The following is a 25,023-nucleotide window of genomic DNA, read 5'->3' as shown; positions in this document are numbered from 1 at the left end:
CGATGCCCAAGGAGTATTCCCGCAGCCAGCGCGTGGTGGAGCAGATCCGCCGCGAGCTGGCCGAGCTGATCAGGCTGGAGGTGAAGGATCCGCGCGTCGGCTTCATTACCCTCACCGATGTCGAAATCACCCCCGACTACGCCCACGCCAAGGTGTTCTTCACCAGCATGACCGGTGAAGGAGACGTGCCCGAGATCCAGCAGGGGTTGCGGCGTGCGAGCGGATTCCTGCGTCGCGAGCTGGGTCGCCGTATCCGCATTCACACCATTCCCGAGTTGCACTTCCACTATGACCGCTCGGTCGAGGAGGGCTCGCGCCTGTCCCAGCTGATCGATGCGGTGGTGAAGGAAGACGAATCGCGCCACCAGGACGCGCCCTCTGCCGACGAAACGGGCGGCGAGCGCGCTGCTGGCAAGGACGACGATGACAAATCCCGCGCCTGAGGCGGCGCGGGCGCAGTCGGCGAAGCGCTCGAGACCGCCGCAGCGCAAGATCATCCGCCGCGCGGTCGATGGCGTGCTGCTGCTCGACAAGCCGCAGGGCATGAGTTCGAACGGCGCGTTGCAGGCGGCGCGTCGCCTGCTCAACGCCGCCAAGGCAGGCCACACCGGCACGCTGGATCCGATGGCGAGCGGCTTGCTGCCGCTCACCTTTGGTGAGGCGACGAAGTTCTCGCAGATGCTGCTTGACGCCGACAAGACCTACGAAGCGGTGGTGCAACTCGGCGTCGAGACCGATAGTGGCGATGCCGAGGGCAAGGTGCTGGCCACCCATCCGGTTGCCATAGAGCGCGCCGCCCTTGAGGTGGTGCTCGAGCGCTTTCGCGGAGAGATCGAGCAGGTGCCACCGATGTATTCGGCCCTCAAGCGTGACGGCAAGGCGCTCTACGAGTACGCGCGACAGGGCATCGAGATCGAGCGCGAAGCGCGTCGGGTCACGATCCACGCGTTGGAGTTGCTCGACTTCGCCGGAGAACGGTTTTCGATCCGGGTGCATTGCAGCAAGGGAACCTATATCCGTAGCCTGGCGATGGATATCGGCGCTGCGCTTGGTTGTGGCGCACACCTGGCCGGACTGCGGCGTACCGCAATTGGTGCTTTCCAGTTGGCGGCCGCGGTCTCGCTCGAGTGCCTCGAGGCGGCCGGGGAGGGTGGGCGCGATGCCTTGCTTGCACCGGTCGACACTCTCGTGGCCGATTTCCCGATGCTGCAACTCGACGCCGAGGCGGCACGCGGGCTGTTGCAGGGGCGCGTGCTGTCGCTGCCGGGCGCCGTGCCCGGGGCGAAGGTACGCGCCTACGGCCCGGGCGGTTTTCTCGGTCTGGCGCAATGGCAGGACGACGGACGCCTCGCGGCGCGCCGCCTGATTGCCACCGGCGGCCTGGCCGACGACGCATGCGCATGAATTTGATTGAGTTTATGGTGCCGCTATGGGTATAATCCGCGGCTTCTGATTGGCAGAAAAACACGAGTAAAGACACACATGGCTCTTGACACCGCATCCAAGTCGCAGATCGTCTCCGACTTTCAGCGCGCCCAAGGCGACACCGGTTCTCCGGAAGTCCAGGTTGCGCTCCTGACCGCCCGCATCAACGGGCTTGCCCCCCACTTCAAGGCTCACGGCAAGGATCATCACTCCCGTCGTGGCCTGCTGAAGATGGTCAGCCAGCGTCGCAAGCTGCTGGACTACCTGAAGGGCCGTAACGCCGATAGCTATCGCAATCTGATCGAGCGTCTGGGCCTGCGCAAGTAATTGCCGTCCGTGACGAGCTACACAGCGCCGATCAGGGCGAAGTAAGCCAGCAAAGCCGGTGCGTGCCCCTGCGGCCGCGCCGGCTTTTTGCCATCTGGCCCCGCTGTGCCGGCTGCACGTCCGTGGCATCGAGTCCTCCTGTCCGGGCGGGCCGCCACAAGCAGTTGTAGTTCGCTGCATCAACCGAATAAAGGAAATCACCTTGCCTACCGCAATCAAGAAAACCTTCGCCTATGGCGCCCACACCGTCACCCTCGAGACCGGCGAAGTCGCACGCCAGGCTGGCGGTGCCGTCATTGTCAACATGGACGAGACCGTGGTTCTCGCCACCGTTGTCGGCGCCAAGGAAGCGCGTCCGGGCCAGGACTTCTTCCCGCTTACCGTCGATTACGTCGAGAAGTTCTACGCTGCCGGCCGAATCCCGGGTGGCTTCTTCAAGCGCGAAGGCCGTCCGAGCGAGAAGGAGATCCTCACCTCGCGCCTGATCGATCGTCCCATTCGTCCGCTCTTCCCCGACGGCTTCATGAATGAAGTCCAGGTCATTGTGACCGTGCTGTCGCTGAATCCCGAGATCGACTCCGACATCCCGGCGATGATCGGCGCCTCGGCCGCGCTCGCGATCTCCGGCCTGCCGTTCAATGGCCCGGTTGGCGCCGCCCGCGTGGGTTATCTGGATGGCCGCTACGTCCTCAACCCCACCGCATCCGAACTGCAGAGCAGCCAGATGAATCTGGTGGTTGCCGGCACGCAGACCGCGGTGCTGATGGTTGAGTCCGAGGCGCAGGAATTGCCCGAGGATGTGATGCTGGGCGCGGTGGTGTTCGGTCACGAGCAGATGCAGACCGCGATCAACGCGATCAACGAGCTCGTCGAAGTTGCCGGCAAGCCCGAGTGGGATTGGCAGGCGCCGCCCGCGAACGAGGCGCTGATCGCCAAGGTCGGCGAACTGGCGAAGGCTGAGATGGAGGAGGCCTTTCGCATTACCAGCAAGCAGGATCGTTCTGCCCGCCTGGCAGAGATCCGCAAGCGTGTGATCGCCCAGCTTACCGAGGGCGTGGAGGGTGCTCCTTCGGTCAACGAAATCAAGGATATCTTCTTCAATCTCGAGTCCGGGATCGTCCGTAGCCGCATCCTCAACGGCGAGCCGCGCATCGACGGTCGCGACACCCGCACGGTCCGCCCGATCGAGATCCGTACCGGCGTGCTGCCGCGTACTCACGGTTCGGCGCTGTTCACGCGTGGCGAGACGCAGGCCCTGGTGGTCGCCACCCTGGGTACCGGTCGTGACGAGCAGATCATCGACGCCATCGCTGGCGAGTACAAGGAGCGCTTCCTGCTCCACTACAACTTCCCGCCGTTCTGCACGGGCGAGACCGGCCGCTTCGGCGTGACCAAGCGCCGCGAAGTGGGCCATGGCCGCCTGGCAAAGCGCTCGCTGGTCGCCATGCTGCCCAAGGCGGAGGAGTTCTCGTACACCGTGCGTGTGGTTTCCGAGATCACCGAATCCAACGGCTCCTCCTCGATGGCTTCGGTGTGCGGCGGTTCGCTTGCCATGATGGACGCCGGTGTGCCGCTCAAGAATCACGTTGCCGGCATCGCAATGGGGCTGATCAAGGATGGCAATCGCTTTGCCGTGCTGACCGACATCCTGGGCGACGAGGATCACCTCGGCGACATGGACTTCAAGGTGGCCGGTACCGAGAACGGTATCACCGGCCTGCAGATGGACATCAAGATCCAGGGCATCACCAAAGAGATCATGCACGCCGCGCTGGAGCAGGCCAAGGAAGGCCGCCTGCACATCCTCGGCCTCATGCAGCAGGCGTTGGGCACCAGCCGTGGCGAGGTGTCCGAGTACGCGCCGCGCATGATCAACATGAAGATCAACCCCGAGAAGATCCGCGACGTGATCGGCAAGGGTGGCGCAGTGATCCGCGCGCTGCAGGAGGAGACCGGTACCGTGATCGAAATCGAGGACGACGGCTCGATCAAGATCTCGTCGGTGAGTGCCGAGGGTGCGCAGGTCGCCAAGGCCAAGATCGAGGCGATCACTGCCGAGGTCGAGGTTGGCAAGATCTACGAGGGGCCGGTCGTGCGCCTGCTCGACTTCGGCGCCATCGTGAACATCATGCCCGGTCGCGACGGCCTGCTGCATGTGTCGCAGATCGCCAATGAGCGCGTCAACAACGTCTCCGACTACGTCAAGGAAGGTCAGGTCGTACGCGTGAAGGTGCTCGAGACCGACGAGCGCGGCAAGATCCGCCTCAGCATGAAGGCGTTGCTGGGCGAGAACGCAGGCTGAGCCCGGGCGGCGACTTGATGTCGCCGTAATGCGGTCGCTTCGGAACGACAAAGGACGCCAAGGCGTCCTTTGTCGTTTGCGGGCCAAGTTCTCGGAACCGCTACTGACGATGCAAAAGGGCGCCATCGGCGCCCTTTTGCATCGTCGTCTGTCGTGAGACTGGCTTACTTGGCGACCTGGCGCTCGCGCATTTCTTCCAGGGTCTTGCAGTCGATGCACATCGTCGCGGTGGGGCGGGCCTCGAGGCGTTTGAGGCCGATCTCGACGCCACAGCTGTCGCAGTAGCCGTACTCGCCGTCCTCGATGCGTCCGAGCGCCTCGTCGATCTTCTTGATGAGCTTGCGTTCGCGATCACGGTTGCGCAGCTCCAGTGCAATGTCGGATTCCTGGCTTGCGCGGTCGTTCGGGTCGGCGAAGACGGTGGCCTCGTCCTGCATCGTGTGCACCGTGCGCTCGATATCCCCCATCAGCTCGCCCTTGAGCGAGCTCAGGATCTCGCGGAAGTGGCCCAGCTGCTTCTCGCTCATGTATTCCTCGCCGGCAGCGGGTACGTAAGGCGGGAATTGCTTGTGCAGTGTTTCTTCGGCCATGACTCAACTTCCGTGGATGATTGAAGGATAGGCCCGACTTAATAGCAGAATCGGCTTTCAGCAGCAAGCGTGCGGGCGTTGCCTGGGTGGCATCCTTTGCTAGGTTGTCGTGCGCGGCGGGGGCTTGATGCCCTGCGGTGCGGTGTGCCAGTGGGCTAGGGCGGCGCCGTCCCTGCCCGATGAGTCACGAGCGTGCGCAAGTCCTTGGCGGTGTGCATTTGCGGCGGACCTCTGGGCCGTCCTATAATCCTACGGTTTAGCTAACTGGATTTCTCTGTCCCATGATCCGACTCGTCGCCGGCAACTGGAAGATGAATGGCAGCCTGGCCGCCAATCGCGAATTGCTGGACGGTATCCGCAGTGTCGAAGGGGTCGAGCTTGCTGTATGCGTGCCCTATCCTTACCTTGCTCAACTTGCGCAGCGGCCGGCAGGGCTTGAACTGGGGGCGCAGGATGTCAGCGAGCATGCCGAAGGGGCGTTCACCGGTGAGGTCAGTGCGTCGATGCTGGCCGAATTTGGTTGCCGCTATGTGATCGTTGGTCATTCCGAGCGCAGGGCTTTTTTTGGCGAGGATGATCTCGTTGTTGGCCGCAAGGCGCTTGCGGCGCTGGGGGCTGGTCTGGTCCCCATCGTTTGCGTTGGTGAGACGCTCGCCGAGCGCGACGCCGGCGCTGCCCTGGCGGTCGTGGGGCGGCAGCTTGCGGCCGTGCGCGATGTGGTCGGTCCCGAGGCCATGGCCGGGGTCGTCATCGCCTACGAGCCGGTGTGGGCGATTGGTACCGGGCGCTCGGCGACGTCCGCGCAGGTGGGGGAAGTGCATGGGGCGATCCGTCGCTGGCTCGAGGACGGAGGTGTGGCTGCCGCAGGTGTGCGCATACTCTATGGGGGGAGCGTCAAGCCGGCGAATGCGGCTGAGATCTTCGCCGTTCCGGATGTCGATGGTGGTTTGATCGGTGGCGCTTCGCTCGCCGCCGCTGATTTCATGGCGATCTGTCGTGCCGCCGCTGCGGTCTGCTGATCATTTGTTCTTGTTCAAGTTTTTGTCTTTTCAGGGTTCGTGATGGGTAATTATCTATTCTCCGTGGTGCTCACGGTTCATGTGCTGGTCGGGCTTGGCGTGATCGGTCTCGTTCTTGTGCAGCACGGCAAAGGGGCTGACATGGGGGCGGCGTTCGGTAGTGGTTCGTCCGGTAGTCTGTTCGGATCGTCGGGGTCGGCGAACTTCCTCAGTCGTACGACTGCGATGCTCGCCACGGTGTTCTTTCTCACCAGTCTGGGCTTGAGCTACCTCGCCAGCAACAAGCCTGCTGCGCCTTCCAGCGTGATGGAGGGGGTGCAGGTCGCGCCGGCTGTGGATCCGGTTCCGAGCGTGCCGGCCGACACCTCGCCCGCGCAGTCGATCCCGAAATAAAAGTAGGGTGGGCTCTTTGCGCAGTGCGTAAAAACCCTTATAATTTTTTGGCTGTCTGAACAGCGCGCCGACGTGGTGAAATTGGTAGACACGCTATCTTGAGGGGGTAGTGGCGAAAGCCGTATGAGTTCGAGTCTCATCGTCGGCACCATATTCAGGAAACGCCCGCAGTTGCGGGCGTTTCCATGCAGAGCAGCCAAAACAATAACGACGACGCGGTCTTGCAGTCGTCCAACGCAATGGGGGTTTCTGAACATGCTGGAAAGCTATTTTCCCGTATTGATGTTCATGCTCGTTGGGCTTGGTTTCGGGCTTGCTCCTGTCATTCTCGGGCGACTTCTCGCTCCCTATCGTCCTGATAGCGAAAAAAACTCCCCGTACGAATGCGGCTTCGAGGCGTTTGAAGACGCCCGCATGAAGTTCGACGTTCGCTACTACCTGATCGCCATTCTTTTCATCCTGTTCGATCTCGAGATCGCCTTCCTGTTTCCGTGGGCGACCGTTTTCCAGGAGTTCATCGCCGCTGGTGAGATCGCCTGGTTCGTTTTCGGTTCGGTGATGGTCTTTCTCGCGGTTTTGGTCATCGGTTATATCGTCGAGTGGAAGAACGGCGCACTCGACTGGGAGTAATGCATGAGCATTGAGGGCGTCTTTCGCGAAGGGTTTGTAACCACTTCGCTCGATGCGGTCATCAACTGGACGCGTACCGGTTCGCTTTGGCCCATGACTTTCGGTCTGGCCTGTTGCGCGGTGGAGATGATCCACGCCGGCTGTTCCCGTTACGATCTTGACCGCTTCGGGGTGGTGTTCAGGCCCAGTCCGCGCCAGTCCGATCTGATGATCGTGGCGGGTACCTTGTGCAACAAGATGGCGCCGGCGCTGCGCAAGGTCTACGACCAGATGTCCGAGCCGCGCTGGGTCATCTCGATGGGCTCCTGTGCCAATGGTGGTGGCTATTACCACTACTCCTATTCGGTAGTCCGTGGCTGTGATCGCATCGTTCCGGTCGATGTGTATGTGCCGGGCTGTCCGCCCACCGCCGAGGCGCTGATCTACGGCATTCTTCAGCTTCAAAACAAGATCAAGCGCACGAATACGATCGCGCGCTGACGGGTGTCATAGACATGAGTGCCAAGCTTGAACGCCTGAGCCAGACCTTGCGCGATGTATTCGGCGACTCCCTCAAGTCGCTGCTCGTCGATCGCGCAGAGCTCACCATCGAGGTCGCCGCTGGCGACTACCTGCGCATTGCGCGCACCTTGCGTGATCATCCCGATCTGCACTTCGAGCAGTTGATCGATATTTCCGGTGTCGATTACTCGACCTTCGGCAATGGGGCATGGGTGGGCGCGCGTTTTGCCTCAGTGGCGCATCTCACCTCGATCCGCCACAACTGGCGACTGCGTCTGCGTGTCTTTGCGGAAGACGAGAGTTTTCCGGTGGTCGATTCGGTGGCCGATGTCTGGGCGAGTGCTAACTGGTATGAGCGCGAGTCCTTCGATCTCTACGGCATCCTGTATGCCGGTCACCCCGATCTGCGCCGCATCCTCACCGATTACGGTTTTGTCGGACATCCCTTCCGCAAGGATTTCCCGGTTTCGGGGTACGTCGAGATGCGCTACGACCCGGAGCAGGGCAGGGTCGTCTATCAGCCGGTGACCATCGAGCCGCGCGAGAACACGCCGCGCATCGTGCGCGAAGAGAACTACGGGGACGTCGGCCATGGCTGAGATCCGCAACTACACAATCAACTTTGGCCCTCAGCATCCGTCCGCGCACGGTGTGCTTCGTCTGGTGCTCGAACTCGACGGTGAAGTCGTAGAGCGTGCTGACCCGCATATCGGGCTGCTGCATCGCGGCACGGAGAAGTTGGCCGAAACCCGGACTTGGGTGCAGTCGGTTCCGTACATGGATCGTCTCGACTATGTGTCGATGATGTGCAACGAGCACGCCTACTGCATGGCCATCGAGAAGCTGCTCGGTGTGCAGGTTCCGGAGCGTGCCCAGTACATCCGTGTGATGTTCGACGAGATTACGCGCATCCTGAATCACCTGCTCAATATCGGCACGCACGCGCTCGATATCGGCGCGATGACGATGGTGCTGTACACCTTCCGCGAGCGCGAAGACCTGATGGACGCCTACGAGGCGGTGTCGGGTGCGCGCATGCATGCAGCGTACTATCGTCCGGGCGGGGTCTACCGTGACCTGCCCGACCGCATGCCGAAGTACGAGGTGAACAAGTTCAAGAACGAGAAGACGGTCAAGGAACTCAACGCCGCTCGCGAAGGCTCCTTGCTGGACTTCCTCGAGGACTTCACCAATCGTTTCCCGACCTATTGCGACGAGTACGAGACCCTGCTGACCGACAACCGGATCTGGAAGCAGCGTACCGTGGGCATCGGCGTGGTGTCGCCCGAACAGGCCTTGACCTGGGGTTTCACCGGTCCGATGTTGCGCGGGTCGGGAATCGCCTGGGACTTGCGCAAGAAGCAGCCCTACGAAGTCTACGACCGCATGGATTTCGACATTCCCGTCGGCAAGAACGGCGACTGCTACGACCGTTACCTTTGCCGCATGGAAGAGATGCGCCAGTCGAATCGCATCATCAAGCAGTGCATCGATTGGCTGCGCAAGAACCCCGGCCCGGTCATCACGGACAACCACAAGGTTGCGCCGCCCTCGCGCGAAAGCATGAAGTCGAACATGGAGGAGTTGATCCATCACTTCAAGCTCTTCACTGAAGGCATGCATGTACCCAAGGGCGAGGTCTACGCCGCGGTCGAGCACCCCAAGGGCGAGTTCGGCGTGTATGCGGTGTCCGACGGCGCCAACAAGCCCTACCGCCTGAAGCTGCGTGCGCCGGGTTTTGCGCATCTCGCTGCGATGGATGAGCTTGCGCGGGGCCACATGATTGCCGACGTCGTGGCCATCATCGGCACCATGGATGTGGTGTTCGGCGAGATCGATCGCTGACCGAGTCGGCGCACGCAGGAAATTGACCGATGCCGAAAGGCATCGCAGGACCAAACAAGAATCGGCAGGCTATCCGGAAGATCAAGACGACATGCTGAGCCAGGAATCGCTGCAACAGATCGATCGAGAGATCGCCAAGTATCCGCCCGAACAGAAGCAATCGGCCGTGATGGCCGCGCTGCGGATCGCTCAGGTCGAGAAGGGCTGGCTGCCCAAGGAGCTGATCGAGTTCGTCGCCCGTTATCTCGAGATGCCGCCGATCGCCGCCTACGAGGTGGCGAGCTTCTACAACATGTATGACCTTGAGCCGGTCGGTCGCCACAAGATCACCGTGTGCACGAACCTGCCCTGTGCGCTGTCGGGCGGCGTTCATGCGGCTGACTACATAAAGCACAAGCTGGGCATCGGCTTCAATGAGACCACGCCTGACGGCAAGTTCACGCTCAAGGAAGGCGAGTGCATGGGCGCCTGTGGTGACGCCCCGGTGCTGCTGGTGAATAACCATCACATGTGCAGCTGGATGACCACCGACAAGATCGACCAGATGCTGGCCGAGCTGGACAAGAAATGAGCACGCAAGGAATGATCCTCGCCGGCTGTGACGGCGACCGCACCTGGCGGCTCCAGGACTATGTCGCGCGCGGCGGTTATGCCGCACTCAGGAAGATCATCGCGGAGAAGGTCTCGCAGGACGCCATCATCGGCGAGCTCAAGGCCTCGGTGCTCCGCGGTCGCGGCGGTGCGGGTTTTCCGACCGGTCTGAAGTGGAGCTTCATGCCGCGCTCTTTCCCAGGTGACAAGTACCTCGCCTGCAATTCCGACGAGGGCGAGCCCGGGACCTTCAAGGACCGCGACATCCTGCGCTACAACCCGCATTCGGTCATCGAAGGCATGGCAATCGCCGCCTATGCGATGGGTGCGGCGCGCGGCTACAACTATATCCACGGCGAGATCTTCGAGGTCTATTCGCGCTTCGAGGAGGCGCTCGAGGAAGCGCGTGCGGCCGGCTTCATCGGCCAGAACATCCTCGGCAGCGATTTCTCGTTCGAGCTCTTCGCGCATCACGGCTACGGCGCTTACATCTGTGGTGAGGAAACCGCGCTGCTCGAATCGATCGAGGGCAAGAAGGGGCAGCCGCGCTTCAAGCCGCCGTTCCCGGCGAGCTATGGCCTCTATGGCAAGCCGACCACGATCAACAACACTGAAACCTTCGCCTCCGTGCCGTTCATCATGAACATGGGCGGCGAGGCTTTCCTCGGTCTGGGCAAGCCCAACAACGGCGGCATGAAGCTGTTCTCGGTGTCCGGTCACGTCAATCGTCCCGGTAACTACGAGATTCCTCTCGGTACGCCGTTCTCCGAGCTGCTCGAGATGGCCGGTGGCATGCGCGGCGGGCGCAAGATCAAGGCGGTGATCCCTGGCGGCTCCTCGGCGCCGGTGGTGCCGGGCAGCGTCATGATGGACTGCACGATGGACTATGACTCCATCTCGAAGGCGGGCTCGATGCTGGGTTCCGGTGCCGTGATCGTCATGGACGAGACCACCTGCATGGTGAAGGCGCTCGAGCGTCTGTCCTACTTCTACTTCGAGGAATCCTGCGGGCAATGCACACCCTGTCGTGAAGGCACGGGCTGGCTTTATCGCGTGGTGCATCGCATCGAGAACGGTCTTGGCCGTCCGGATGACCTCGATTTGCTCAATTCCGTCACCGCCAACATCATGGGCCGCACCATCTGCGCCCTTGGCGATGCCGCCTCGATGCCGGTGCAGAGCTTCGTCAAGCACTTCGGCAGCGAGTTCGAGTACCACATCGAAAACAAGAAGTGCCTCGTGGCGCCCGAAGTCCAGCGCGCAGGCAGTCAAATTTACGTGAGCCCGTCATGCTAGAGATCGAAATCGACGGCAAGCAGGTACAGGTCAATGATGGCAGCACGGTGATCGAGGCCGCAGCCGTCGCCGGGGCCTATATCCCGCACTTCTGCTATCACAAGAAGCTGTCCATTGCGGCCAACTGCCGCATGTGTCTCGTCCAGGTCGAGAAGGCACCCAAGCCGCTGCCCGCTTGCGCCACGCCCGTGACCAACGGCATGAAGGTATGGACCCACTCCGAGCTGGCCGTCAAGGCACAGAAGGGAGTGATGGAGTTCCTCTTGATCAACCACCCGCTCGATTGCCCGATCTGCGATCAGGGCGGCGAGTGCCAGTTGCAGGATCTGGCGGTGGGTTACGGTTCGTCCGCTTCGCGCTACCAGGAAGAAAAGCGCGTGGTGTTCAACAAGAATCTGGGCTCGCTCGTGTCGACGGACATGACGCGCTGCATCAACTGTACGCGCTGCGTTCGATTCACCGCCGAGATCGCAGGTGAGATGGAACTTGGTCAGGCCTTCCGCGGCGAGCATGCAGAGATCATGCCGTTCATCGAGAAGACGATCGACTCCGAGCTGTCGGGCAACATCATCGATCTTTGCCCGGTCGGCGCGCTGACCTCGAAGCCGTTCCGCTTTGCCGCCCGTACCTGGGAGTTGTCGCGGCGCAAGTCGGTCAGCCCGCACGACGCCCTCGGCGCGAACCTGATCGTCCAGACCAAGCACGACGTGGTCAAGCGCGTGCTTCCGCTCGAGAACGAAGACGTCAATGAGTGCTGGCTGTCGGACAAGGATCGCTTCTCGTACGAGGCCTTGTCTGCTCCGGAACGCCTGAGCACACCGCTGATCCGCCAGGGCGGGCAATGGAAGCAGGTCGATTGGCAGGCCGCGCTCGAGTTCGCTGCGAGTGGCCTGCGTGGCATTGCCCAGGATCACGGCGCGTCGGCGATCGGCGCGCTGGCCTCGCCGCACGCGACGCTGGAAGAACTCTTCCTGCTGCAGAAGCTTGTGCGCGGACTCGGCTCGAACAACGTTGATTTCCGCCTGCGCCAAGCCGATTTCCGTGCCGATGGCAAGCGAGACGGTGCGCCTTGGCTGGGCATGAAGATCGCGGAGGTCAAGGATCTCACCCGCCTGCTCGTGGTGGGCAGCTTCCTGCGCAAGGATGCGCCGCTGCTCGCGCAGCGTGTGCGCCAGGCGGCCAAGAAGGGACTGCAGGTGAGCGCGATCGGACCCAACGCCGAGGATTGGTTGCTGCCTGTGCGCAACCGCGCGCTGGTGGCGCCGTCGGCAATGGTTGCCATGCTTGGGCAAGTGGTCGTCGCGCTGGCGCAGGAGAAGGGCACCGACGTCAGTGTCAGCTTGCTCGGCAAGCTGCCGGCAGAGGTATCGGGCGAGGCGCGCGCCATTGCCCAGAGCCTCGCTTCGGGGCGCAAGGTTGCGGTGTGGCTGGGCAGCCTCGCAGCCCAGCATGCGCGAGCCAGCGAGATCCAGACGCTGGCCCAGGAAATTGCGCGACTCTCGGCGGGCTGCTTCGGCTTCATCGGTGAGGCTGCGAACAGTGTTGGCGGCTACCTCGCCGGGGCGGTCCCGGGGGCCGACGGCCTCAACGCTGCTGCAATGATCGCGCAGCCACGCAAGGCATACATGGTCTTCGGCGCCGAGCCGGAACTTGATTTCGCCAATCCGTCGGCGACGGTCGCGGCGCTGCGTTCTGCCCAACTGGTGATCGGCTTCTCGGCCTTCGACTCAGCCTCGTTGCGCGACCTGTGCGACGTCATCCTTCCGGTTGCGCCTTTTACCGAGACCTCCGGCACCTTCGTCAACTGCGAAGGCCGGGCGCAGAGCTTCGTCGCCGTCAGCAAGCCGCTCGGTGAGACGCGTCCGGGCTGGAAAGTCCTGCGAGTGCTCGGCAACCTGCTGGCGCTCGAAGGTTTCGGCTACAACGATTCCGAAGCTGTGCGCAGCGAGGCTTTGCCTGCTGACATCGGCAATGCGCTTGGTAACGGCGTCGAAGGCGTTGTCGTGTCGTGCGCTGCTGCGAGTGCTGGCGCGCTTGAGCGTGTTGCCGACGTACCCATTCACTTTGCCGATCCGATCGTGCGCCGCGCACCGTCGCTGCAGAAGACGCGTGACGCTGCCGCGCCGGTGGCGCGAATTTCGCCGGCCACGCTTGCAGCGCTTGGCCTGAGTGCAGGCGACAAGGTCAGGGTCGTGCAGGGGGGCGGTGCCGCCGTGCTGGTCGCGCAGCCCGACGAGGCGCTTGCTGCTGGTTGTGTGCGCGTCGCCAGCGCTCATTCCTCGACCGCCTCGCTCGGTGCCATGAGCGGTGAACTCAGCGTGGAGCGTGCCTGATGGAAGCGATGCTGCAACCCATTGCCGATTTTTTCGGTCCGAGCTGGATTGCGATCTGGACCCTGGTGAAGATCATTGCGATCATCGCGCCGCTGATGATCTGCGTGGCATACCTGACGCTGGCCGAACGCAAGGTCATCGGCTACATGCAGGTTCGCATCGGCCCCAACCGGGTCGGCCCCAAGGGCCTGCTGCAGCCGCTCGCCGACGGCGTCAAGCTGCTGTTCAAGGAGATCATCGTTCCGAGCGGCTCCAACAAGGGCCTTTTCATCCTCGGGCCGATCCTCGCCCTTGCGCCGTCGCTGGCAGCGTGGGCGGTCATTCCCTTCGATGACGGCCTTGTGCTCGCCAACGTCAATGCGGGCCTGCTGTTCATCCTCGCAATTACCTCCCTGGAGGTCTACGGGGTGATCGTGGCAGGCTGGGCCTCGAACTCGAAGTACCCCTTCCTTGGGGCGATGCGGGCATCTGCGCAGATGGTGTCGTACGAGGTGTCGATGGGCTTTGCGCTGATCTGCGTGTTGCTCATTTCTGCCAGCCTCAACCTGAGCGACATCGTAACCTCGCAAGGTGCTGGCCGTTTCGCTGACATGGGGCTGGGTTTCCTGTCTTGGAACTGGCTGCCGCTGTTCCCGATGTTCGTGGTGTACCTGATCTCCGGCATCGCGGAGACCAACCGGGCGCCCTTCGACGTGGTCGAAGGCGAGGCGGAAGTCGTGGCCGGCCACATGGTCGAGTACTCGGGCATGACCTTCGCGCTGTTCTTCCTCGCCGAATACGCCAACATGATCCTGGTCTCGATCCTGACCTCGATCCTGTTCCTCGGTGGCTGGCTGTCGCCGGTCGGCTTCCTGCCCGACGGCTTCCACTGGCTGGCGCTGAAGACGGCTGCAATCCTGTTCATCTTCCTGTGGGCGCGTGCCACCTTCCCGCGTTTCCGCTACGACCACATCATGCGTCTGGGTTGGAAGGTGTTCATCCCGGTCACCCTGGTGTGGGTGTTTGTGGTGGCGGTGTGGATGATGTCGCCGCTGTCGATCTGGAGTTGAGAAGACCATGGGTGCCAAGGATTTCATCGGCAGTCTGTTCCTGAAGGAACTCGTCAAGGGCATGGCCCTGACCGGCCGCCACTTCTTCCAGCGCAAGATCACCGTCCAGTTCCCGGAGGAGAAGACGCCGCAGAGCAACCGCTTCCGCGGACTGCACGCCCTGCGTCGCTATCCGAACGGTGAGGAGCGCTGCATCGCATGCAAGCTGTGCGAGGCGATTTGCCCGGCGATGGCGATCACCATCGAGTCCGATCAGCGTGACGACGGTTCGCGCCGCACGACGCGCTACGACATCGACCTCACGAAGTGCATCTTCTGCGGCTTCTGCGAAGAAGCCTGTCCGGTCGATGCGATCGTCGAGACGCGTGTTCTGGAGTATCACGGCGAGAAGCGCGGCGATCTCTACTACACCAAGCAGATGCTGTTGGCGGTGGGGGATCGACACGAGTCCCAGATCGCAGCCGACCGCGAACAGGACGCCAAGTACCGCTAAGGGGAGGGCGCTCAGGCGCCACGAGTCAAGAACATGGAATTCAAGACCTTCGTCTTCTACTTTCTCGCCGTGATCATGGTGCTCGCGGCGCTGAGGGTGATCACCGCCCGCAACCCGGTGCATGCTGCGTTGTTCCTGGTGCTGACCTTCTTCAACGCGGGCGGGATCTGGTTGCTGCTGCAGGCCGAGTTCCTCGCCATCGTGCTGGTCATGGTCTACGTCGGGGCCGTCATGGTGCTGTTCCTGTTCGTGGTGATGATGCTCGACATCAACCTCGACCGCATCCGCGAAGGGTTCTGGAGCTATCTCCCGGTGGGCGCCCTTGTCGGCATCCTGATGCTGGTCGAGATGGTGATGGTGCTGGGCGGTTCGTACTTTGGCCTCGAAGCCATGCCTGCGCCGGCAGCGGCCGCGGAGTCGTACAGCAATACGCGCGAACTCGGCCGGGTGCTCTACACCGACTACGTCTATCCGTTCGAGCTTGCATCGCTGGTGCTGCTGGTGGCCATGGTTGCAGCAGTGGCATTGACGTTGCGCAAACGCAAGGGCCTCAAGTCCATCCCGCCGTCCGAGCAGGTCGCCGTCAAGCGCGAGGGCCGTGTCGAGCTGGTGAAGATGCAGGCCGAGAAAGAAGACTGAACCAGCACGCGAACAAGAAACGCGCCGGTATGGAGCCGGCGCGATCAGGGAGTCACAGATGCTTTCGCTTTCCCATTTCCTCATCCTGGGCGCGATCCTGTTCGCGATCAGCGTGGTCGGGATCTTCCTCAACCGGAAGAACCTGATCGTGCTGCTGATGGCCATCGAGCTCATGCTGCTCTCGGTCAACATGAACTTCGTCGCCTTCTCTCACTACCTGGGAGACATCGCCGGCCAGGTCTTCGTTTTCTTCATCCTCACCGTGGCAGCGGCCGAGTCCGCGATCGGCCTGGCGATCCTGATCGTCATGTTCCGCAGCATGCGCACGATCCATGTGGATGACCTCGACAGCCTCAAGGGTTAAGGAAGCGTCACGATGACGGACATGCAGACTCTCTATCTCCTCGTGCCGCTGGCGCCGCTGGCCGGTGCCATCCTCGCCGGCCTGTTCGGCAAGCAGATCGGTCGCGCGGGCTCACACATCGTCACCATCCTCGGTGTGGCGGTCGCCTTCGTCGCCTCGGTGGTGATCTACCAGGACGTTGCGGCGGGCAATACCTTCAACGGCACGGTCTACACCTGGATGGTGTCGGGCGGGATCAGCTTCGAAGTCGGATTCCTGATCGATTCGCTGACCGTGATGATGATGCTGGTGGTCACCTTCGTCTCGCTGATGGTGCACATCTACACCATCGGCTACATGTCGGAAGACCCCGGCTACCAGCGCTTCTTCAGCTACATCTCGCTGTTCACCTTCTCGATGCTGATGCTGGTGATGTCCAACAACTTCCTGCAGCTGTTCTTCGGCTGGGAAGCGGTCGGCCTCGTCTCCTATCTGCTCATCGGCTTCTGGTACGAGCGGCCGACGGCCATCTACGCCAACATGAAGGCCTTCCTGGTGAACCGTGTCGGCGACTTCGGCTTCCTGCTCGGCATCGGCCTCATCGCCGCCTACACCGGCAGCCTCAACTACGCCGAAGTGTTCGCCCAGGCCGACCAGCTTGCCGCCACCGAGATGGCCGGCACCGGCTGGCCGCTGATCACCGCGATCTGCATCTGTCTTTTCATTGGCGCGATGGGCAAGTCGGCCCAGGTGCCGCTGCATGTCTGGCTGCCCGACTCGATGGAAGGCCCGACCCCGATCTCGGCGCTGATCCACGCGGCAACCATGGTTACCGCCGGCATCTTCATGGTGGCGCGCATGTCGCCGCTGTTCGAACTGTCCGATGGCGCGCTGTCCTTCGTCCTCGTCATCGGCGCAACCACCGCACTGTTCATGGGCTTCCTCGGTATCGTCCAGAACGACATCAAGCGCGTGGTGGCGTACTCGACGCTGTCGCAGCTCGGCTACATGACGGTGGCACTCGGCGTTTCTGCCTATTCGGCGGCGGTGTTCCACCTGATGACGCACGCCTTCTTCAAGGCGCTGCTGTTCCTTGGCGCCGGCTCGGTCATCATCGGCATGCACCACGACCAGGACATGCGCAACATGGGCGGCCTGCGCAAGTACATGCCGATCACCTGGATCACGTCCTTGCTGGGTTCGCTGGCGCTGATCGGCTTCCCGCTGTTCTCGGGCTTCTACTCCAAGGACTCGATCATCGAGGCGGTCCATGCCTCGACCATCCCGGGTGCGGGCTACGCCCTGTTCTGCGTGCTGCTGGGCGTGTTCGTGACCGCGTTCTACTCCTTCCGCATGTACTTCCTCGTCTTCCACGGCGAGGAGCGTTTCGGCAAGGCGCATCACGCGCATGACGCTCACCACGGTGACGCGCAGGGCGACGACCACGCTCATGACGACCACGGCGACCACCACCACGGTCTGGCGCCGGGCCAGAAACCGCACGAGTCGCCCTGGGTGGTGACCTTGCCGCTGGTGCTGCTGGCGATCCCCTCGGTGCTGATCGGCTTCTTCACCATCGAGCCGATGCTGTTCGGTGAGTGGTTCAAGGGCGTGATCTTCGTCGGTGACAACCACGTTGGCCTGAAGGAGCTCGAAGCGTCCTTTCATGGTCCGGTGGCGATGGCGATCCACGGTCTGCAGACGGCGCCGTTCTGGCTCGCGATCGGTGGGGTGGCGCTGTCGTGGTTCTTCTATATGAAGCGCCCGGATATTCCGGCTGCCATCCAGCGTACCTTCAAGCCGATCCACAGCCTGCTCGAGAACAAGTACTTCTTCGACCGCTTCAACGAGATCTTCTTTGCCGGTGGCGCGCGTGCGCTCGGCAAGGGCTTGTGGAAGGCGGGCGACCAGGGGCTGATCGACGGTGTGGCGGTGAATGGCTCGGCCAGGCTGGTGGGCTGGATCGCGCAGATGTCGCGCCTGTTCCAGACCGGTCACCTGTACCAGTACGCCTTCATGATGATCATCGGCGTGTTCATCCTGCTCACCTACTGGATCAACCGCGGCTGATGCCCGGTGCAGATCAAGCACGCCCACTTTGATACACATAACAAGATCGAACGCGTCGTTCGCGACGCACTGAACGGAAAGCAACGATGACGGACATTCCTCTCCTCAGTCTGGCGATCTGGATCCCGATTATCGGGGGCCTGCTGGTGCTGGCGACCGGCTCGGATCGCAATGCCCCGCTGGCGCGCATGCTCGCCTTCGCGGTCGCGGTGGCTGGCTTCGTCGTCACCATTCCGCTCTACACCGGCTTTGATGCGACCACGAGCGCCATGCAGTTCGTCGAGATGACGTCCTGGGTGCCGCGCTTCAACATCAACTACCACCTCGGGGTCGATGGCCTGTCGGTGTTGTTCGTGATCCTCAACGCCTTCATCACCATCCTGGTGGTGATGGCGGGCTGGCAGGTGATCCAGGACAAGGTTGCGCAGTACATGGCCGCCTTCCTGATCATGTCGGGCCTCATGAACGGTATCTTCTCGGCGCTCGACGGCGTGCTGTTCTACGTGTTCTTCGAGGCTTCGCTGATCCCCCTCTATCTCGTCATCGGTATCTGGGGCGGCGCCAACCGCGTCTATGCGGCAATCAAGTTCTTCCTCTACACGCTGCTCGGTTCGCTGCTGATGCTGATCGCGCTGCTCTACCTGTTCATGCAGTCCGGTGGCAGCTTCAGCATCCTCGACTGGCACCAGTTGCCGCTGCCGATCGAGCCGCAGATCCTGATCTTCCTCGCCTTCCTCGTCGCCTTCGGGGTCAAGGTGCCGATGTGGCCGGTGCACACCTGGCTGCCCGACGCTCACGTCGAGGCGCCCACCGGTGGCTCGGTGGTGCTGGCGGCGATCGGCCTCAAGCTCGGTGCCTATGGCTTCCTGCGTTTCTCGCTGCCGATCGTGCCCGATGCGGCGCAGCAGCTGGCGCCGCTGATGATCACGCTGTCGCTGATCGCCGTGGTGTATATCGGCTTCGTCGCCCTGGTTCAGGCTGACATGAAGAAGCTTGTGGCTTACTCGTCGATTTCGCACATGGGTTTCGTGACCCTGGGCTTCTTCATCTTCAACCCGCTCGGCGTCGAAGGTGCCCTGGTGCAGATGATCTCCCACGGCTTCGTCTCGGGTGCGATGTTCCTTTGCATCGGCGTGCTCTACGACCGCATGCACTCGCGCCAGATCGCCGACTACGGCGGTGTGGTCAACACGATGCCCAAGTTTGCGGCCTTCTTCATGCTGTTCGCGATGGCCAACTCCGGCCTGCCGGCCACCTCCGGTTTCGTCGGTGAGTTCATGGTCGTGCTGGGGGCGGTGCAGTTCAACTTCTGGATCGGCTTCGTGGCGGCCACCACGCTGATCCTCGGCGCCGCGTATTCGCTGTGGATGTACAAGCGCGTCGTGTTCGGCAAGGTGGCAAACAAGCACGTGGCCGAGCTCGAGGACATCAACGGGCGCGAGTTTGCCTTCCTCGCGATCCTGGCGTTCTGCGTGCTTGCGATGGGCCTGTACCCGTTCCCCTTCACCGAAGTGATGCATGCCTCGGTCAACGAACTCCTGCGGCATGTTGCCGTGAGCAAGCTCTGAGCGCCGTTCAGCGCAAGCGCCCGAGAGACTCTTAACGGACTGGTCAGAAGATGAATTTCGTCGTCCCCGACTTCTACCCCGCAGCGGCCGAGATCTTCGTTGCCGTGATGGCCCTGGTGATCATGCTCGCGAGCACGTTCGCGCGCAGCATTGCCCGTGGGCTGAGCTACCACCTCACACAGGCGACGCTGATCGCGGCGGCCTTCATCACCATCTTCACGATGGAAGGCGAGGTGGTCTACACCTTCAGCAACCTGTTCATCAGCGACCTGATGGGCGACTTCCTGAAGCTGATGATCTACTTCTCGACCGCAGTTGCGTTGCTCTACGGCCGCGCCTATCTCGGTGACCGCAAGATCGACAAGCCCGAGTTCTACCTGCTCGCCTTGCTGATGACGCTCGGCATGATGGTGATGGTGACCGCCAACCACATGCTGCCGATGTATATCGGCCTCGAGATGATGTCGCTGGCGCTGTACACCATGGTCGCCTTTGATCGCGACTCGCCGCGTGCGACCGAGGCGGCAATGAAGTACTTCGTCCTCGGCGCGCTGGCCTCCGGTCTGCTGCTGTACGGCATGTCGATGGTGTACGGCGCGACCGGATCGCTCGAGTTCTCCGCCATCGCGCAGGCGATCTACAACCAGTCGGCCAACCAGACGGTGCTGATGTTTGGCCTGGTGTTCCTGGTTGCCGGCATCTGCTTCAAGCTCGGCGTGGTGCCTTTCCACATGTGGGTGCCGGACGTCTATCAGGGTGCGCCGACCGCCGTGACCCTGATCATCGCCAGCGCGCCCAAGCTCGCCGCGTTCGCGATGGCGGTTCGCCTGCTGATCTGGGCGCTGTTCGACATCGCCCACGAGTGGCAACTGATGCTGATGATGGTGGCGGCGGCGTCGATCGTGCTCGGCAACCTGGCGGCGATCGCGCAGCAGAACATCAAGCGCATGCTGGCGTACTCCGGTATCTCGCACATGGGCTTCGTGCTGCTCGGCCTGCTCGCCGGCGTGGTGGATGGCGACCGTCACTTCGCCCTCAACGCCTACAGCTCGGCGATGTTCTATGCTGTGTCGTACGTGATCATGAGCCTGGCTTCCTTCGGCATGGTGATCCTGCTCTCGCGTGCCGGATTCGAGGCCGAGAACATCGATGACTTCAAGGGCCTCAACAAGCGCAGCCCCTGGTATGCGCTGATGATGCTGTTCGTGATGTTCTCGATGGCTGGCGTGCCCTTCTTCATTGGCTTCTTCGCCAAGTTGTCGGTGTTGCAGGCAGTGGTGGCAGCAGGCTACTTCTGGCTGGCCGTGCTGGCTGTCGTCATGTCGGTGATCGGTGCCTTCTACTACCTGCGCGTGGTCAAGCTGATGTACTTCGACGAACCGGTCGATGTGTCGCCGATCCATGCTCCGGCAGAGGTTCGCGTCATGTTGTCGGTCAATGGCCTTGCCATTGCTGCGCTGGGGCTCGCGCCGCAGATGTTGATGTCGCTGTGCGCATATGCGCTGCTCGGTTCGCTCTGAATCGAGCATGGTTGACGGGGCCGGGCGCAGACCGCTGTTCTTGCGCCCAGGCGCGTATGCTCGTGAATCTGCCTCGGCATGCGGCGTTGCTCAGGGGTGCGGGGTGAGACGATGAGCGACCCCAGCCACGATCCGCTGGCGGAGCGTACGGCGGCCAGCGAGCAGGTCTTCGATGGCGTCATGCTCAAGGTCTGGCGCGACGCGGTAGTTCTGCCCGATGGCTCGAAAGGGGTGCGCGAGTACATTCGCCACTCGGGCGCGGTGGTGGTGGTCGCCTTGCTTGACGATGACCGCTTGATTTTCGAGCGCCAGTTCCGCTATCCGCTCGGGCGCGCATTCCTGGAGCTACCGGCGGGCAAGATTGATGCGGGCGAGGATATCCGCGCCTGCGCGATCCGGGAGTTGCGGGAAGAGACGGGATTCGAGGCCCGCACTTGGCAACATGTGGGCGTGATGCATCCGTGCATCGGCTACTCCGACGAGCGCATCGAGATCTTCCTCGCCTCCGGGCTGACGCACGTCGGCCATGCCTTGGACGATGGCGAGTTTCTCGAGGTGCTCGAGCTTCCCGTTCGCGAGGTCGAGGCCTTGATCCGAAGTGGCGAGATTACGGACGCCAAGACCATCACCGCGTTCTATCGTGCCTTGCCTCTCATCGGGGCTGCAGCGCGTACCTGAAGCTGCAAGGTGATCAGTCCGTGGCCTCGCGGCGAAAGGGCAGGCGCTCGTTCAGTTCATCCACGTATGCGTTCATGCCCTCGCGCTCGCGAGTCAGGTAGTCGTCGACCGCCCTGCTGAAACGCGTATCCGCAAGCCAGTGCGCAGATCTCGTGCGCACGGGAAGCAGGCCCCGGGACAGCTTGTGCTCGCCTTGCGCGCCGCCCTCGAAACGCTCCAGACCCTTCTGTATGCAGTACTCGATGGCCTGGTAGTAGCACAGTTCGAAATGCAGGAAGGGCAGGTGCTCGAGCGCGCCCCAGTAGCGACCGTACAGCGCACGCTGGTCGCACAGGAAGAAGCTGGCGGCAATATCCTGGCCATCACGCGTTGCGATCAGCAGGCGTACGGAGTCGGGCATGCGTCGGGCAAGCTCGCGGAAGAAGGGCGCGCCGAGGTAGGGTGTTGACCGATGCAAGGCATAGGTGATGCTGTAGCAACGGTGAAAGAAGTCCCACTCCGCCGGACTCGCCTGGTGTCCGTCAAGCCAGCGCAGTTCGAGGCCATGGGCCGCCGCTCGCCGCCGCTCCTGGCGAATCTTCTTGCGTTTGTCGTGGTTGAGACTGGCGAGGAAGTCATCAAAGTCTCTCCAGCGTGATTGCGTGGTGGCGGTGGCGGCCGTTCTTGCCTCAGCCTCGTTGCGCCAGTGGAACTGCACGCCGTCCCGGATCATGAGTCCCGCGTTTTCGAGCAGTGGCAGTTCGTCTTCGGCGGGGAACAGAAGGTGGAACGAGGACATCGGGCTCGAGCGTACGGCTTCGAGGACGGACTCGAGCAGCGCCGCGCGGTCGGAGGTCGTGAGACCGAGCAGGCGGGGCCCGGAGATGGGCGTGAAAGGCAATGCCGCTAGCCATTTCGGGTAGTATTCGAGACCGTGGCGCTGGTAGGCCTCCGCCCATGCCCAGTCGAAGACGTACTCGCCATAGGAGTGCGACTTCAGGTAAAGGGGCATGGCCGCGACCAGTTGTCCGCTGCGCCAGAGTGTGGCGTGTGCGGGCGCCCAGCCGCTACGTCCACCCACGCAGCCGGTGTGCTCGAGTGCGTCCAGGAAGGCATGGCGCAGGCAGGGCGGTGCGCTTGCCGAGCTGGCTTGAACCAAGGCGTCCCAGCGCCCGGCTTCGATTTCGCCGATGGTGGTGACGAAATGCAGCCCGTCCGTATGTTCGGCAAGCTGTGTGCAGGCCTTGTTCATCGTGCTTGGGTTCCTCGCTTGCCTCATTCTTGTGCAGTGCGGCGATTCGCTTGCGCGTCATCGACTTGCGCACTTCACCCAGGATTTATCCACAGGCTTTCCAACACGAACTGTGGGTCATCGGACTCGGTTGCGGCAGGCTGAGAAGGCATTACTTCGCCTCTCCGCAGCATCGCCGAAGCGGTATAGTTCCGCCCATGAATGCTACCGTCCGAACCTCAGTCTCGATCGCCGTCGCACAGTTCAATCCGACCGTCGGCGATTTGATCGGCAATGCCGAACTTATCATCGATGCCATTGCGCGCGCGCAAGGTGCCGATATCCTTCTGACGCCCGAGCTGGCGCTCTCGGGCTATCCGCCCGAGGACCTGCTGCTGCGGCCCGACTTCTATCGCGCCTGCGAACGCGAGACGCAACGTATCGCTGACGCCGCGGGGGAACTCGTCGTCGTCCTCGGCCATCCCGTCGAGGAGGGGGTGCAGCGCTACAATGCCGCGTCCGTACTGAGTGGCGGCAGGGTGCAGGCGCGCTATTACAAGAGCCTTCTGCCCAATTACGAGGTATTCGACGAGGAACGCTACTTCGAGGCGGGCGGTGCGCCCTGCCTGTTCGAATGCAAGGGGGTGCGTTTCGGTGTGAATATCTGCGCAGATGTGTGGGAAAGCGGTCCTGCCGAGGCTGCGCAGGCAGCGGGTGCCGAGGTCTTGCTGGCTCTCAATGCCTCGCCCTATCACATGAACAAGCAGGTTCAGCGCATCGAGGTTCTGCGCGACCGTGTGCGCGAGACCGGGCTCCCCGTACTGTATTGCAACATGGTGGGCGGGCAGGACGAGCTGGTGTTTGACGGTGCGTCCTTCGCGCTCGATGGTGACGGCACCCTGGGCTACCAGGCGGGCAGCTTCGTGGATCACCTCGATGTCGTGCGGTTTGAGCAGGGCCGTTGGCACAGTGACGTCCGGGTGCCGCCACGCGTCCTCGAAGCCGAAGTGTACGAAGCACTCAAGGTGGGCGTGCGCGATTACCTCGGCAAGAACCGCTTCCCATCGGCAGTGATCGGGCTTTCGGGCGGTATCGACTCGGCACTGACGCTGGCGATTGCAGTCGATGCGCTCGGCGCCGATCGTGTGCGTGCGGTGATGATGCCCTCACCCTATACGGCACAGATGAGCCTGGACGACTCGCGCGAGATGGTGCGCCGGCTTGGCGTGCGTTACGACGAGATTGCGATCGAACCGGCAATGAAGGTGTTTGCCGACCTGCTCGAGCCTCAGTTTGCCGGCCTTGCTGCGGATACCACCGAGGAGAACCTTCAGAGCCGCATCCGCGGCATGATCCTGATGGCGCTGTCGAACAAGACCGGGGCGATCGTGCTTACCACGGGCAACAAGAGCGAGATGGCCACCGGTTATGCGACGCTCTATGGCGACATGGCGGGTGGCTTCGCCGTGCTCAAGGATCTCTACAAGACCTTCGTGTTCAGGCTTTCGAACTGGCGCAACACGCTTGGCGAGGTGATCCCGCAAAACATCATCGACCGTCCGCCCTCAGCCGAGCTCAAGCCCGATCAGAAGGATCAGGATAGCCTGCCCCCCTACGAGGTACTCGACGCCATCATCGAGGCCTATATGGAGCGCGATGAGTCGCCGCGCCAGATTATCGCCGCTGGCCTTCCCGAGGCCGAGGTGCGGCGCACGGTGGCGATGCTCAAGCGTAACGAGTACAAGCGCCGCCAGGCCCCGGTAGGCATCCGTGTCACCCCGCGTGGCTTCGGCAGGGACTGGCGTTATCCGATAACATCGCGCTACCAGGACGAGTTCTAGAACAAGGAGTGCAGTGGATGAAGAAGATCGAGGCGATCATCAAGCCGTTCAAGCTGGATGAAGTGCGCGAAGGGCTGTCCGAGGTCGGCATCACCGGCCTGACCGTGACCGAGGTGAAGGGTTTCGGCCGTCAGAAGGGGCATACCGAGCTGTACCGCGGGGCGGAATACGTGGTCGATTTCCTCCCCAAGATCAAGGTCGAGGTCGTGCTTGCCGACGATATCGTCGAGCAGGCCGTCGAGGCCATCGTCAAGGCTGCGCACACGGGGAAGATCGGCGACGGCAAGATTTTCGTCACCCCGGTCGAACAGGTTGTCCGCATCCGCACCGGCGAGATCAACGAGGCGGCAATCTGAACGT

Annotated in this window: 25 protein-coding genes and 1 tRNA gene; 24 read left to right on the top strand and 2 right to left on the bottom strand. The window is 62.4% G+C overall.

All coding sequences use genetic code 11. The annotated features are described in order from the left end of the window. Window positions 1–2: 2 nt before the first annotated feature. The 4 genes from rbfA (at window position 3) to pnp (ending at window position 4,054) form a co-directional block, all read left to right on the top strand. Window positions 3–443: a 30S ribosome-binding factor RbfA gene (gene rbfA, locus LQF09_RS12655; protein ID WP_270068121.1), complete on the top strand. Its 441-nt coding sequence runs from the start codon at window positions 3–5 to the stop codon at window positions 441–443. Further along, window positions 424–1,404, top strand: coding sequence for a tRNA pseudouridine(55) synthase TruB (gene truB, locus LQF09_RS12650; RefSeq protein WP_270068120.1), 981 nt, complete (start codon window positions 424–426; stop codon window positions 1,402–1,404). Before rbfA ends, truB begins: the two co-directional genes overlap by 20 nt. Before the next feature lie 78 nt (window positions 1,405–1,482). Continuing rightward, window positions 1,483–1,752: a 30S ribosomal protein S15 gene (gene rpsO / locus LQF09_RS12645; protein WP_002926549.1), complete on the top strand. Its 270-nt coding sequence runs from the start codon at window positions 1,483–1,485 to the stop codon at window positions 1,750–1,752. A gap of 202 nt (window positions 1,753–1,954) precedes the next feature. Beyond that, the gene (gene pnp / locus LQF09_RS12640) at window positions 1,955–4,054 is read left to right on the top strand and encodes a polyribonucleotide nucleotidyltransferase (protein ID WP_002926546.1); all 2,100 of its coding nucleotides are present in this window, start codon (window positions 1,955–1,957) and stop codon (window positions 4,052–4,054) included. Window positions 4,055–4,218: 164 nt separating this feature from the next. Here pnp and dksA read toward each other — a convergent pair whose 3' ends face one another. Further along, window positions 4,219–4,644, bottom strand: coding sequence for an RNA polymerase-binding protein DksA (dksA, locus tag LQF09_RS12635; protein ID WP_002926542.1), 426 nt, complete (start codon window positions 4,642–4,644; stop codon window positions 4,219–4,221). Between the two features lie 281 nt (window positions 4,645–4,925). Between dksA and tpiA the strand changes: the two genes are divergently transcribed. The 18 genes from tpiA (at window position 4,926) to LQF09_RS12545 (ending at window position 21,612) form a co-directional block, all read left to right on the top strand. Next, complete coding sequence (gene tpiA, locus LQF09_RS12630; RefSeq protein ID WP_002936672.1) at window positions 4,926–5,663, top strand: triose-phosphate isomerase; 738 nt, start codon at window positions 4,926–4,928, stop codon at window positions 5,661–5,663. A 42-nt stretch (window positions 5,664–5,705) separates the two neighbouring features. Next, window positions 5,706–6,056: a preprotein translocase subunit SecG gene (gene secG, locus LQF09_RS12625; protein WP_002926533.1), complete on the top strand. Its 351-nt coding sequence runs from the start codon at window positions 5,706–5,708 to the stop codon at window positions 6,054–6,056. A gap of 66 nt (window positions 6,057–6,122) precedes the next feature. Next, window positions 6,123–6,207, top strand: a tRNA-Leu gene (locus LQF09_RS12620). A 104-nt stretch (window positions 6,208–6,311) separates the two neighbouring features. Then, a complete protein-coding gene (gene ndhC, locus LQF09_RS12615; protein WP_002936657.1) occupies window positions 6,312–6,686 on the top strand; it encodes an NADH-quinone oxidoreductase subunit A in 375 nt (124 codons plus the stop codon). A 3-nt stretch (window positions 6,687–6,689) separates the two neighbouring features. After that, the gene (locus LQF09_RS12610) at window positions 6,690–7,166 is read left to right on the top strand and encodes a NuoB/complex I 20 kDa subunit family protein (protein ID WP_002926530.1); all 477 of its coding nucleotides are present in this window, start codon (window positions 6,690–6,692) and stop codon (window positions 7,164–7,166) included. A gap of 14 nt (window positions 7,167–7,180) precedes the next feature. Further along, on the top strand, window positions 7,181–7,786 hold the full coding sequence (locus tag LQF09_RS12605) for an NADH-quinone oxidoreductase subunit C (protein WP_270068119.1): 606 nt from the start codon (window positions 7,181–7,183) through the stop codon (window positions 7,784–7,786). Further along, entirely contained in the window at window positions 7,779–9,032 is a 1,254-nt protein-coding gene (locus tag LQF09_RS12600) for an NADH-quinone oxidoreductase subunit D (RefSeq protein WP_002926521.1), read from the top strand. The genes LQF09_RS12605 and LQF09_RS12600 overlap by 8 nt, the downstream gene beginning before the upstream one ends. Window positions 9,033–9,123: 91 nt before the next feature. Then, on the top strand, window positions 9,124–9,603 hold the full coding sequence (nuoE, locus tag LQF09_RS12595; protein ID WP_002926519.1) for an NADH-quinone oxidoreductase subunit NuoE: 480 nt from the start codon (window positions 9,124–9,126) through the stop codon (window positions 9,601–9,603). Window positions 9,604–9,614: 11 nt separating this feature from the next. After that, complete coding sequence (gene nuoF / locus LQF09_RS12590; RefSeq protein ID WP_002926517.1) at window positions 9,615–10,919, top strand: NADH-quinone oxidoreductase subunit NuoF; 1,305 nt, start codon at window positions 9,615–9,617, stop codon at window positions 10,917–10,919. Then, the gene (nuoG, locus tag LQF09_RS12585; RefSeq protein WP_270068118.1) at window positions 10,913–13,252 is read left to right on the top strand and encodes an NADH-quinone oxidoreductase subunit NuoG; all 2,340 of its coding nucleotides are present in this window, start codon (window positions 10,913–10,915) and stop codon (window positions 13,250–13,252) included. Before nuoF ends, nuoG begins: the two co-directional genes overlap by 7 nt. Beyond that, window positions 13,252–14,301 (top strand): NADH-quinone oxidoreductase subunit NuoH, encoded by a 1,050-nt coding sequence (nuoH, locus tag LQF09_RS12580; protein WP_037982292.1) that lies wholly within the window; start codon window positions 13,252–13,254, stop codon window positions 14,299–14,301. Before nuoG ends, nuoH begins: the two co-directional genes overlap by 1 nt. A gap of 7 nt (window positions 14,302–14,308) precedes the next feature. Then, complete coding sequence (gene nuoI, locus LQF09_RS12575; RefSeq protein ID WP_002936645.1) at window positions 14,309–14,794, top strand: NADH-quinone oxidoreductase subunit NuoI; 486 nt, start codon at window positions 14,309–14,311, stop codon at window positions 14,792–14,794. A gap of 33 nt (window positions 14,795–14,827) precedes the next feature. Next, window positions 14,828–15,433: an NADH-quinone oxidoreductase subunit J gene (locus LQF09_RS12570; RefSeq protein WP_002936642.1), complete on the top strand. Its 606-nt coding sequence runs from the start codon at window positions 14,828–14,830 to the stop codon at window positions 15,431–15,433. Between the two features lie 58 nt (window positions 15,434–15,491). Then, the gene (gene nuoK, locus LQF09_RS12565; protein ID WP_002926502.1) at window positions 15,492–15,797 is read left to right on the top strand and encodes an NADH-quinone oxidoreductase subunit NuoK; all 306 of its coding nucleotides are present in this window, start codon (window positions 15,492–15,494) and stop codon (window positions 15,795–15,797) included. 12 nt (window positions 15,798–15,809) lie between these two features. Further along, window positions 15,810–17,846: an NADH-quinone oxidoreductase subunit L gene (nuoL, locus tag LQF09_RS12560; protein ID WP_270068117.1), complete on the top strand. Its 2,037-nt coding sequence runs from the start codon at window positions 15,810–15,812 to the stop codon at window positions 17,844–17,846. 86 nt (window positions 17,847–17,932) lie between these two features. Next, a complete protein-coding gene (locus LQF09_RS12555; RefSeq protein WP_002926498.1) occupies window positions 17,933–19,414 on the top strand; it encodes an NADH-quinone oxidoreductase subunit M in 1,482 nt (493 codons plus the stop codon). Between the two features lie 50 nt (window positions 19,415–19,464). Then, window positions 19,465–20,934, top strand: coding sequence for an NADH-quinone oxidoreductase subunit NuoN (gene nuoN / locus LQF09_RS12550; RefSeq protein WP_270068116.1), 1,470 nt, complete (start codon window positions 19,465–19,467; stop codon window positions 20,932–20,934). A gap of 111 nt (window positions 20,935–21,045) precedes the next feature. Further along, window positions 21,046–21,612: an NUDIX domain-containing protein gene (locus tag LQF09_RS12545; protein ID WP_270068115.1), complete on the top strand. Its 567-nt coding sequence runs from the start codon at window positions 21,046–21,048 to the stop codon at window positions 21,610–21,612. A gap of 13 nt (window positions 21,613–21,625) precedes the next feature. Here LQF09_RS12545 and LQF09_RS12540 read toward each other — a convergent pair whose 3' ends face one another. Next, complete coding sequence (locus tag LQF09_RS12540; RefSeq protein WP_270068114.1) at window positions 21,626–22,843, bottom strand: GNAT family N-acetyltransferase; 1,218 nt, start codon at window positions 22,841–22,843, stop codon at window positions 21,626–21,628. 197 nt (window positions 22,844–23,040) lie between these two features. Between LQF09_RS12540 and LQF09_RS12535 the strand changes: the two genes are divergently transcribed. Together LQF09_RS12535 and LQF09_RS12530 are read left to right on the top strand one after the other, a co-directional pair. After that, window positions 23,041–24,663 carry an NAD+ synthase gene (locus tag LQF09_RS12535; RefSeq protein ID WP_270068113.1) on the top strand — a complete coding sequence of 541 codons (1,623 nt, stop codon included), beginning with the start codon at window positions 23,041–23,043 and terminating at the stop codon, window positions 24,661–24,663. 17 nt (window positions 24,664–24,680) lie between these two features. Continuing rightward, window positions 24,681–25,019 carry a P-II family nitrogen regulator gene (locus LQF09_RS12530; RefSeq protein ID WP_002926491.1) on the top strand — a complete coding sequence of 113 codons (339 nt, stop codon included), beginning with the start codon at window positions 24,681–24,683 and terminating at the stop codon, window positions 25,017–25,019. The last annotated feature ends 4 nt before the right edge of the window (window positions 25,020–25,023 follow it).

This window comes from Thauera sp. WB-2 (assembly GCF_027594845.1).
GTDB lineage: Bacteria > Pseudomonadota > Gammaproteobacteria > Burkholderiales > Rhodocyclaceae > Thauera > Thauera mechernichensis.
Note: the sequence above shows the minus strand (reverse complement) of the source record. Positions and strands in the feature narration are given on the sequence as shown.

Coding starts and splice junctions, on each gene's coding strand:
- rbfA (WP_270068121.1), top strand. CDS start 3: ATGCCCAAGGAGTATTCCCGCAGCCAGCGCGTGGTGGAGCAGATCCGC.
- truB (WP_270068120.1), top strand. CDS start 424: ATGACAAATCCCGCGCCTGAGGCGGCGCGGGCGCAGTCGGCGAAGCGC.
- rpsO (WP_002926549.1), top strand. CDS start 1,483: ATGGCTCTTGACACCGCATCCAAGTCGCAGATCGTCTCCGACTTTCAG.
- dksA (WP_002926542.1), bottom strand. CDS start 4,644: ATGGCCGAAGAAACACTGCACAAGCAATTCCCGCCTTACGTACCCGCT.
- tpiA (WP_002936672.1), top strand. CDS start 4,926: ATGATCCGACTCGTCGCCGGCAACTGGAAGATGAATGGCAGCCTGGCC.
- secG (WP_002926533.1), top strand. CDS start 5,706: ATGGGTAATTATCTATTCTCCGTGGTGCTCACGGTTCATGTGCTGGTC.
- ndhC (WP_002936657.1), top strand. CDS start 6,312: ATGCTGGAAAGCTATTTTCCCGTATTGATGTTCATGCTCGTTGGGCTT.
- LQF09_RS12610 (WP_002926530.1), top strand. CDS start 6,690: ATGAGCATTGAGGGCGTCTTTCGCGAAGGGTTTGTAACCACTTCGCTC.
- LQF09_RS12605 (WP_270068119.1), top strand. CDS start 7,181: ATGAGTGCCAAGCTTGAACGCCTGAGCCAGACCTTGCGCGATGTATTC.
- LQF09_RS12600 (WP_002926521.1), top strand. CDS start 7,779: ATGGCTGAGATCCGCAACTACACAATCAACTTTGGCCCTCAGCATCCG.
- nuoE (WP_002926519.1), top strand. CDS start 9,124: ATGCTGAGCCAGGAATCGCTGCAACAGATCGATCGAGAGATCGCCAAG.
- nuoF (WP_002926517.1), top strand. CDS start 9,615: ATGATCCTCGCCGGCTGTGACGGCGACCGCACCTGGCGGCTCCAGGAC.
- nuoG (WP_270068118.1), top strand. CDS start 10,913: ATGCTAGAGATCGAAATCGACGGCAAGCAGGTACAGGTCAATGATGGC.
- nuoH (WP_037982292.1), top strand. CDS start 13,252: ATGGAAGCGATGCTGCAACCCATTGCCGATTTTTTCGGTCCGAGCTGG.
- nuoI (WP_002936645.1), top strand. CDS start 14,309: ATGGGTGCCAAGGATTTCATCGGCAGTCTGTTCCTGAAGGAACTCGTC.
- LQF09_RS12570 (WP_002936642.1), top strand. CDS start 14,828: ATGGAATTCAAGACCTTCGTCTTCTACTTTCTCGCCGTGATCATGGTG.
- nuoK (WP_002926502.1), top strand. CDS start 15,492: ATGCTTTCGCTTTCCCATTTCCTCATCCTGGGCGCGATCCTGTTCGCG.
- nuoL (WP_270068117.1), top strand. CDS start 15,810: ATGACGGACATGCAGACTCTCTATCTCCTCGTGCCGCTGGCGCCGCTG.
- LQF09_RS12555 (WP_002926498.1), top strand. CDS start 17,933: ATGACGGACATTCCTCTCCTCAGTCTGGCGATCTGGATCCCGATTATC.
- nuoN (WP_270068116.1), top strand. CDS start 19,465: ATGAATTTCGTCGTCCCCGACTTCTACCCCGCAGCGGCCGAGATCTTC.
- LQF09_RS12545 (WP_270068115.1), top strand. CDS start 21,046: ATGAGCGACCCCAGCCACGATCCGCTGGCGGAGCGTACGGCGGCCAGC.
- LQF09_RS12540 (WP_270068114.1), bottom strand. CDS start 22,843: ATGAACAAGGCCTGCACACAGCTTGCCGAACATACGGACGGGCTGCAT.
- LQF09_RS12535 (WP_270068113.1), top strand. CDS start 23,041: ATGAATGCTACCGTCCGAACCTCAGTCTCGATCGCCGTCGCACAGTTC.
- LQF09_RS12530 (WP_002926491.1), top strand. CDS start 24,681: ATGAAGAAGATCGAGGCGATCATCAAGCCGTTCAAGCTGGATGAAGTG.